Genomic DNA, 8755 nt, shown 5'->3' with positions numbered 1-8755 from the left:
GCGCTCTGGTCGAAGCGGGCCTTGCGGTTGATCTCGGCCTTCTGGCCCTGGCAGCGCCACAGCAGGTCAGGCTTCAGGCCGATGATCGAATAGCGGCCGCGCACGGCGCCGCCCTCGATCGATTCCAGCAGGCAGGACCACGGCCGCGTATCTGCCAGCTTGAGGAAGGCCGAGACCGGCGTTTCCAGATCGGCCACCAGCTGCGTGGAGAGCACCTGGGCCTCACCCGCCATGTAGCGCTGGGCGAAGCTGGCATAGTCGGGCGTGATCTTCATGGCGGCTGCGTGAAACCGTCAGAAGTTGGCGGCGCGGGCGCGCGCCGCGGCATTGACGGTGACGCCGATTTCCTTCTGCAGCTGCTGTTTATACTGCTGCACCAGATCCTGGGTCATGCCGCCGGCCAGCTGCTGCGTGGTCTGCTCGCGCTGGCGCGCAACGAGCGCGGCATCGGGTTCCTCGATGCGCGAGAGGCGCGCGACAATGGCACCGCCGGGCACGGCAGCCGCCGGGCCGGTGACGATCTCGCCCACCTGCTTGGCACCGAACAATGCGCCGAGCAGGGGCGGCGAGAAGTTGCGCTCGGCCGGCTGGCCGCCGCGCACCACCGGTGCGCTCAGCTGCACGGTGACGCCGATGCCGGCGGCTTCGCGGCTCATTTCGCCGCCAGAGCGCAGGCGTTCGGCAATCTGCTTGGCGCGGTCGCTGGCGGCCTCGGCGCGGGCACGCTCGGTCAGCGCGGCAACCACCTGGGCCTTTACATCCTCCAGCGGCTTCAGCGCGGCCGGCTGGATCGCGGTCACCTTCAGCACGATCAGACCGCCTTCGGGACGGTCGATGATGCCGGGTTCGGCCTCGGGGCTGAGTTCGAAGGCTTCGGTCAGCAGCGCCGGCACCTTGGGCAATGCCTCGGCCGGCTTGCCGGCGGCATCGGCACCCTGGGCATCGATGGCGGCAACCTGCTGCACCGGCTGGTTCTGCAGCTTGGCGATTTCATCCAGCGTGGCACCGCCGGCGATCTGGTCGTCGATCTGCTGGCGCAGCTTGACCATGCCGTCGACGGCCTTGCGCGTGGCGATCTGCTGGCGCAGTTCTGCCTTGGCATCCTCGAAGCTGCGGGTGCTGCCGGCCTGGATGGCGGTGACGCGCAGCAGGTGGAAGCCGAATGGCGAGATCACCGGTTCGCTCACCTTGTCCTTCTCGATGGCGAAGGCGGCATTGGCAATCGCGGCCGGCAGTTCGGCCTTGGTGACGACGCCCAGCGAAAGATCTTCGGGCTTCAGCTTCTGGGTCCGCGCGGCCATGGCGGCAAAGGCCTCGCCCTTGGCAATCGCCTCGGAGGCGGCCTTGGCCTCGGCCTCGGTGGCGAACACCACCTGTTCGATGGCGCGCTTTTCCGGCGTGCTGTAGCTCTGCGGATGGGAGTCGTACTCGGCGCGCAGCTCGGCCTCATCGACTGCCATCACGGCGGCGCGCTGGGCGGCGGTGATGTCGATCCAGGCCAGGCTGCGGCGTTCCGGCGCGGTGAAGGCGGCCGGGTTGGCCTTGTAATACTCGTCGACCTGCGCATCGGTCGGCGCCGCCGGCGCCGGCAGTTTGGCCGGATCGATCACGATGTATTCGGCGAGGCGGCGCTGCAGGCGATAGCGCAGCACCACATCCACCATCGGGGCCGGCGCGGCCACCACACTGCCGAACAGGCTGCCCAGCAGCTGAGTGCGCGCGATGTCGTCGCGCAGCAGGGCGACCAGCATGCCCTCGCTGTAGCCCTCGTTGCGCAGATACTGCTCGAAGGCGAGGCGGTCGAACTGGCCGGTCAGGCCCTTGAAGGCCGGCGCGTTGAAGATCATGTCGCGCACCTGCGCGTCGCTGACGCTGAGACCGATCCTGCCGGCGGCCTGCACATAGAGCTTGTCTTCGATCATGCGGTTGAGCGCGGTCTCGTCGAGGCCGAGCTGGCGGGCCTGCTCGGTGCTGAAGGCCGGGCCGAACTGGCGGCGCAGCGCATTGACCTCGCGGCGCATCGCCTCCGAGAATTCGCTCTGGCCGATGCTGCTGGAGCCCACCTTGGCGACATCGCCGCTGTTGCCGAAGCCGGAGACATAATCGGCGACGCCCCAGATGGCGAAACTGAACACCAGGAGAATCATCAGGCCCTTGGCAATCCAGGACGCGGCGCCGGAACGCATCTGCTGCAGCATGTAACCACCTAAAAAGCGAAGCGAAACAAAGGCTCAGCCTGCCTTGAGCGGCGGGCCGGAACGGGCCGGCATACTAAGGCCGGGGGCAGGGGGCGGCAAGGCGCCGGCTTTGCCTTTCCGGGCGGAACTTGCTAGGACAGGCGCGGTTTTTAGCCCATTCGCACGAGGTTTTGCCATGGCGGCGCGGCGCCCCCTGATTGTCGGCAACTGGAAAATGAACGGCCTGGCGGCGAGCCTGGCCGAAGCCACCGCCCTGGCCGGCAAGACCACGGCCCAGGCGCCGGCTGCCGAACTCGGCCTCTGCCCGCCGGCAACCCTGGTGGCGGCGATGGCCGCCGCGCTCAAGGGCACCGGCATCGGCGTGGGCGGCCAGGACTGCCATGCCAAGGCCAGCGGCGCCCATACCGGCGATATCAGCGCCGAGATGCTGAAGGATGCCGGCGCGACCTATGTGCTGGCCGGCCATTCCGAACGCCGCACCGATCATGGCGAGAGCGATGCGGTGGTGCGCGCCAAGGCGCAGGCCGCCCATCGCGCCGGGCTGGTGGCGATTGTCTGTGTTGGCGAGACGCTGGCGCAGCGCGATGCCGGCGAGACGCTGAAGGTGGTGTCGGCCCAGCTGCGCGGTTCGCTGCCCGACGATGCGACCGCGGCCAACACCGTGATCGCCTATGAACCGGTCTGGGCCATTGGCACCGGGCGCACGCCGACCGAGCAGCAGGTGGCCGAGGTGCATGCCGCCATGCGGCAGGAGCTGAAGGCGCGTTTCAACGATGGCGACGGCATGCGGCTGCTCTATGGCGGCTCGGTAAAGCCCGACAATGCCAAGAGCCTGATGGCGGTGGCCGATGTGGATGGCGCGCTGGTCGGCGGCGCCAGCCTGAAGGCGAATGACTTCTGGCCGATCATCGAGGCCAAGGGATTCAAGTAAGCCACCATGGGCAAGGTCGAGCGGGATACGGATGGCAATATCGCGGCGCTGAAGCAGGTCGCCGCGCAGTTTGCCGTCGCCGTCACGCCGCATCTTCAGGCGCAGATCGACCCGTCCGATCCGAAAGACCCCATCGCCCGCCAGTTCCTGCCCGATGCGGCCGAACTGGTGACGCTGCCGCACGAACGCATCGACCCCATCGGCGATACGGCGCACAGCCCGGTGGCCGGCATCGTGCATCGTTACCCGGATCGCGCGCTGCTGAAGCTGGTCAATGTCTGCCCGGTCTACTGCCGCTTCTGCTTCCGCCGCGAGATGGTGGGGCCGGGCTCAAAAGGCCTCAGCGCCGAGCAGCTCGATGCCGCGATCGACTATATCGCGCAGCATCCGGCGATCTGGGAGGTGATCCTCACCGGCGGCGATCCGCTGATCGTGTCGCCGCGCCGGCTGAAAGAGGTGATCGCGAAGCTGAATGCGATCCCGCATCTTGGCGTCATCCGCATTCACAGCCGCGTGCCGGTGGTCGATCCGGCGCGCATCACGGACGCGATGGCCGACGCACTGAAATCTAGCGAGAAAGCCGTGTGGCTGCTGCTGCATGCCAACCATGCGCGCGAATTCGTGGCCGAATCTGTCGCCGCGATCCGCAAACTGGTGGAGGCCGGCGTGCCGATGCTGGGGCAGTCGGTGCTGCTGAAAGGCGTGAATGACAGTCCCGCCGCGTTGACCGATCTGTTCCGCGCCATGGTGCAGAACCGCATCAAGCCGCATTACCTGCATCACGGCGACCTGGCGCGCGGCACCAGCCATTTCCGCGTCTCGCTGGAAGAGGGGCAGACTCTCATGCGCCGTCTGCGCGGGCATTATTCCGGCCTGCTGCAGCCGACCTACATCCTCGATATCCCCGGCGGCCATGGCAAGGTGCCGGTCGGGCCGGTCTATGCCGAACCGCAGGATGACGGCAGTTGGACGGTGAGCGACCCCTGGGGCTGCAGCCATGCGTACGACGATCCGGCGACGCGCTGATAGCAGTGATATCACCGATATCAAATTGGCCTTATTTCGCTGAACCCGCGCTTATTTCCGCTTATTTCACGCTTGTTTCGGCTTAGCGGACTCTAGTTTTGTCTTAGTTGAGCCTAGGTTCGGCCAAGTCGGCGCTTAAGCCGGCTTATGTGAGTCTCAGCCTAGCTTACTCTCACTCAATGCAATCCCAGTAAAACCGTCACCCTCGGCCTTGTGCCGAGGGTCCATCCGCCGGTTCTGTCGGGTCATGACCAAGCTGGGACGGAAATGGATCCCCGGGACGAGCCCGGGGATGACATTGTGGGGAAGCGAAAGACGGGCCAAGCCCGGGCGACCATAGACCGTCACCCTCGGCCTTGTGCCGAGGGTCCATCCGCCAGTTCTGTCGAGTCATGACCAAGCCGGGACGGAAATGGATGCCCGGGACAAGCCCGGGCATGACGATGAGAGAGATTCATCGGGAGAGCTACGTCACTGATTCATCGCGCCGCGCGGCGGGGGTGCCGGGCGCTGTCCAGCGGGCAAAATGGTGCTAGAGAACAATATAAGAACATTGACCAAAAGTCAAGCCGGTTCCGCCGCATTGCGTCTTGTCCCCGGCAGGGGCTTTCCCTATCTCCCGACAGGGTGTAAAAGCCCCCGGACTTACGGAGATTCAAGACCATGATGACCTTCCTTCTGGTGGTGCATATCCTGCTGGCGCTGGCGCTGATCGGCGTCATCCTGGTGCAGCGCTCGGAAGGCGGCGCGCTCGGCATGGGCGGCGGCGGTGGCGGCGGTTTCATGACCGCGCGCGGCTCGGCCAACCTGCTGACCCGCACCACGGCGATCCTGGCGGCGCTGTTCATCATCTCCAGCATCGTGCTGGCGATTCTCGCCGGCGGTCCGACCAAGTCGCGCTCGATCCTCGATTCGGGCGCGCCGGCCGGCACCACCGCACCGGCCGAGCCGGCCAAGCCGGCCGTCCCGCTGTCGCAGTAAGCCGCCCGCTGTCTCAGTAAACGACTGAACTGAAATAATCTTTTCGGGTTTTTGAAATCGCGCGAGTCGGCGCGAGTGAAGCCTTTTGTGTGTCGGATGGATAGGTTAAACAGGGCTCCCATGACGCGGTACATCTTCATCACCGGCGGCGTGGTCTCCTCGCTTGGAAAAGGTCTGGCTTCAGCGGCGCTCGGCGCCCTGCTGCAGGCCCGTGGACACACCGTCCGCCTGCGCAAGCTCGATCCCTATATCAACGTCGATCCGGGCACCATGAGCCCGTATCAGCATGGCGAGGTCTTCGTCACCGACGATGGTGCCGAAACCGATCTCGACCTCGGCCATTACGAGCGCTTCACCGGCGTGCCCGGCCGCAAGACCGACAACATCACCACCGGCCGCATCTACCAGACCGTGATCGCCAAGGAGCGCCGCGGCGACTATCTGGGCGGCACCGTGCAGGTGATCCCGCATATCACCGACGCGATCAAGGATTTCATCGCCGACGACCGCGACGGCGTCGATTTCATGCTGGTGGAAGTGGGCGGCACCGTGGGCGATATCGAAAGCCTGCCCTTCCTCGAAGCCATCCGCCAGTTCGGCCTCGAAGCCGGGCGCGGCCAGGCGATCTATATCCATGTCACGCTGGTGCCCTTCATTGCCGCCAGCGGCGAGCTGAAGACCAAGCCGACCCAGCATTCGGTGAAGGAGCTGCGCTCCATCGGTATCCAGCCCGACATCCTGCTCTGCCGCGCCGACCGCGAGATTCCGCAGGGCGACCGCAAGAAGATGGCGCTGTTCTGCAATGTCCGTGAAGAAGCGGTTATTCCCGCGCTCGACGTCAACACCATCTACGCCGCACCGCTCGCCTATCATGAGGCCGGGCTGGATGTGCAGGTGCTCAAGGCCTTTGGCCTCGATGCGTCGAAAGAACCCGATGTGTCGCGCTGGCAGAATGTGGTGCAGCGTGTGGTGGCGCCGGAAAACCGCGTCAAGATCGCCATCGTCGGCAAGTATACCGGCCTCAAGGATGCCTATAAGTCGCTGGCCGAAGCGCTGGCCCACGGCGGCATCGCCAACAACGCGCGCGTCGATATCGAATGGATCGAGTCCGAGATTTTCGAGAAGGACGAGACCGCCGTGCAGGCGCTGGACGGCGTGCATGCCATCCTGGTGCCGGGCGGCTTCGGCGAGCGCGGTTCGGAAGGCAAGATCCGCGCCGTCACCTTTGCGCGCGAGCGCAACATTCCCTATTTCGGCATCTGCTTCGGCATGCAGATGGCGGTGATCGAGGCCGCGCGCAATCTCGCCGGCCTCAAAGACGCCAGCAGCACCGAATTCGGTCCCTGCAAGGAGCCTCTCGTGGGCATGATGACCGAGTGGATGCGCGGCAACGAGCTGGAAAAGCGCAGCCAGGCCGGGGATCTGGGCGGCACCATGCGTCTGGGCGCCTACGAGGCCGCGCTGAAACCCGGCAGCCGCGTGGCCGAGGTCTATGGCAGCACCACGATCTCCGAACGCCACCGCCATCGCTACGAGGTCAACACCAAGTATCGCGCCAAGCTGGAAGAGTGCGGCCTGGTCTTCTCCGGCATGTCGCCCGACGGCCTGCTGCCCGAGATCGTGGAATTCCCGAACCATCCCTGGTTCATCGGCGTGCAGTATCACCCCGAACTGAAGTCCAAGCCCTTCGAGCCGCATCCGCTGTTCGCCAGCTTCGTTGAAGCCGCGCTGAAACAGTCGCGGCTGGTGTAGTTCTAGGTGTCACGGAACCGTAAGGCTTCCGACATATAGTCATCGTCACCCTTGGGCTTGTCCCAAGGGTCCATCCCAACCGTCCGCGCCTCGGAACGCGCAGATGGACCCTCGGAATAAATCCGAGGGTGACGGTTGTAGGTAGCGGAGAAAGCCATGACCGAAGCCCCCAATCCCATCCGCCATATCAAGGTCGGCGATTTCGAGATCGGCAATGACCTGCCGCTCACCCTGATCGCCGGGCCCTGCGCCATGGAAAGCCGCGAGCATGCGCTCGACATGGCCGGTTCGCTGAAAGACCTGACCGAGAAGCTCGGCATCAACTTCGTCTACAAGTCCTCCTACGATAAGGCCAACCGCATCTCGATCCGCAGCAATCGCGGCTTCGGCCTGGAAAACGCCATCCCGGTCTTCGACGAAATCCGCGACAGCCTCGGCCTGCCGGTCATCACCGATGTGCATACCGAGGAGCAGGCCCGCGAGGTCGCGCCGCATGTCGATATCCTGCAGGTGCCGGCCTTCCTCTCGCGCCAGACCGACCTGCTGCTGGCCTGCGCCAGCACCGGCAAGGTGGTGAATGTGAAAAAGGGGCAGTTCCTCGCTCCCTGGGACATGAAGAACGTGGTCGAGAAATTCGACCATGCCGGCAATCCGAACGTGATGCTGTGCGAGCGCGGCGTTTCTTTCGGCTACAACACGCTGGTCAACGACATGCGCGCGCTGCCGATCATGGCCGAGACCGGCTGCCCCGTGGTGTTCGATGCGACGCATTCGGTGCAGCAGCCGGGCGGCAAGGGGACTTCCTCGGGCGGAGACCGCCGCTTCGTGCCGATCCTGGCGCGCGGCGCCGTCGCCATCGGTGTGGCGGCGGTGTTCATGGAAACCCACAAGGACCCGGACTCTGCGCCGTCGGACGGCCCCAACATGGTGCCGTTCCACCAGATGGAAGCCGTGCTGGAACAGCTGCTGGAATTCGACCACCTGGCGAAGGCGGGGCATTGAGTCTGGGATGGAGCCACAGCTCCAGGCATTGTTTCTGGAATTGTCGCCGCAGGGCAGAGCGGCCATTCTGACCCGCCTGGCCCATGAGGTCACTATCATTGCGCGCGGCGATGGCTATGCCGAAGATGGCACGGCAGATGGTGTGGTGCTGCGCGGTTACAATGAACTGGTCCATAAACTTGTCGGCCACGCAGCACGTATTCTGGAAAGCGGTACCGGGGACGCCGATGACGCGTCGTTCATCGCTATGCTTGCCGAGCTTCCGCAATTGATGCCCCGTCTTTCCCGTCTGTTGAGGCAAGGTTTCAGGCAGTAGCACTAGTTCTCTAAAGCCGAGATATGGAGCTCTAACCAAACCATAGACCGTCACCCTCGGGCTTGTCCCAGCCATCCACGTTTTACAAGACGTGATAGAAAGCCAGCTTTTCGTGGCGTTCGCCCTCGGCGCCGATCAATTCTAGCGGTTCAAAATCACGATTACCCAGTTCGATCTGAATACCGGCATTGTCGGTGAATTCGATTTCGAACAGCCTTTGCGTCAGAACGGCGCGATGGCAGCGTAGTCCTTGCAAGAATATGAAATTCGCGCTTTCGAAGGCGGTATTGTGCGTCTTCACAGCCGGATCGAATATCGAAGGTTCACGGCCTGGGAGCGTGAAGCGGAAGGCCTTTTTGACACGCAGAGTGAAAGTCAGGGATTCGATAAAGACGAAGTCGACATAGAAGGTCGCTACTTTGATGTCGGTCAACGGGAAACCAATCAACCGACCGAGATCGGGTTGTGCAGACCGAATGACAGCTTCCGAGGCCATCATCGGACCATGCACAATCGTGGATGGCCGGGTCAAGCCCGGCCATGACACTG

Annotated in this window: 8 protein-coding genes and 1 pseudogene; 6 read left to right on the top strand and 3 right to left on the bottom strand. The window is 64.3% G+C overall.

Annotated elements, in window-relative coordinates:
• Positions 1-275: pseudogene (locus AAG799_RS21010) on the bottom strand (anthranilate synthase component I); the annotation flags it as partial.
• Positions 276-293: 18 nt separating this feature from the next.
• Positions 294-2198, bottom strand: coding sequence for a SurA N-terminal domain-containing protein (locus AAG799_RS21005; RefSeq protein ID WP_341898922.1), 1905 nt, complete (start codon positions 2196-2198; stop codon positions 294-296).
• A gap of 175 nt (positions 2199-2373) precedes the next feature.
• Here AAG799_RS21005 and tpiA point away from each other — a divergent pair, with 175 nt between their 5' ends.
• From tpiA to AAG799_RS20975, 6 genes are all read left to right on the top strand, one after another.
• Positions 2374-3129: a triose-phosphate isomerase gene (tpiA, locus tag AAG799_RS21000; protein ID WP_341898920.1), complete on the top strand. Its 756-nt coding sequence runs from the start codon at positions 2374-2376 to the stop codon at positions 3127-3129.
• A gap of 6 nt (positions 3130-3135) precedes the next feature.
• Positions 3136-4155, top strand: coding sequence for a lysine-2,3-aminomutase-like protein (locus AAG799_RS20995; RefSeq protein ID WP_341898918.1), 1020 nt, complete (start codon positions 3136-3138; stop codon positions 4153-4155).
• Between the two features lie 663 nt (positions 4156-4818).
• The gene (secG, locus tag AAG799_RS20990; protein ID WP_341898916.1) at positions 4819-5136 is read left to right on the top strand and encodes a preprotein translocase subunit SecG; all 318 of its coding nucleotides are present in this window, start codon (positions 4819-4821) and stop codon (positions 5134-5136) included.
• Positions 5137-5256: 120 nt separating this feature from the next.
• Positions 5257-6888, top strand: coding sequence for a CTP synthase (locus tag AAG799_RS20985; protein WP_341898915.1), 1632 nt, complete (start codon positions 5257-5259; stop codon positions 6886-6888).
• A 156-nt stretch (positions 6889-7044) separates the two neighbouring features.
• Entirely contained in the window at positions 7045-7890 is an 846-nt protein-coding gene (gene kdsA, locus AAG799_RS20980; protein WP_297682138.1) for a 3-deoxy-8-phosphooctulonate synthase, read from the top strand.
• 7 nt (positions 7891-7897) lie between these two features.
• Positions 7898-8206 (top strand): hypothetical protein, encoded by a 309-nt coding sequence (locus AAG799_RS20975; RefSeq protein ID WP_341898913.1) that lies wholly within the window; start codon positions 7898-7900, stop codon positions 8204-8206.
• An 82-nt stretch (positions 8207-8288) separates the two neighbouring features.
• On the opposite strand, the gene AAG799_RS20970 is transcribed toward AAG799_RS20975, so the two are convergent.
• Positions 8289-8755 (bottom strand): hypothetical protein (locus AAG799_RS20970; RefSeq protein ID WP_341898912.1); only part of this gene is annotated, 467 nt, incomplete at its 5' end.

This window comes from Ferrovibrio terrae, from assembly GCF_943371255.1.
Lineage (GTDB): Bacteria > Pseudomonadota > Alphaproteobacteria > Ferrovibrionales > Ferrovibrionaceae > Ferrovibrio > Ferrovibrio terrae_B.
Note: the sequence above shows the minus strand (reverse complement) of the source record. Positions and strands in the feature narration are given on the sequence as shown.

Bases quoted from the DNA above. Each gene is read 5' to 3' on its own strand.
- AAG799_RS20985 (WP_341898915.1), top strand. From the start codon at position 5,257: ATGACGCGGTACATCTTCATCACCGGCGGCGTGGTCTCCTCGCTTGGA.
- AAG799_RS21005 (WP_341898922.1), bottom strand. From the start codon at position 2,198: ATGCTGCAGCAGATGCGTTCCGGCGCCGCGTCCTGGATTGCCAAGGGC.
- AAG799_RS20995 (WP_341898918.1), top strand. From the start codon at position 3,136: ATGGGCAAGGTCGAGCGGGATACGGATGGCAATATCGCGGCGCTGAAG.
- kdsA (WP_297682138.1), top strand. From the start codon at position 7,045: ATGACCGAAGCCCCCAATCCCATCCGCCATATCAAGGTCGGCGATTTC.
- AAG799_RS20975 (WP_341898913.1), top strand. From the start codon at position 7,898: ATGGAGCCACAGCTCCAGGCATTGTTTCTGGAATTGTCGCCGCAGGGC.
- secG (WP_341898916.1), top strand. From the start codon at position 4,819: ATGATGACCTTCCTTCTGGTGGTGCATATCCTGCTGGCGCTGGCGCTG.
- tpiA (WP_341898920.1), top strand. From the start codon at position 2,374: ATGGCGGCGCGGCGCCCCCTGATTGTCGGCAACTGGAAAATGAACGGC.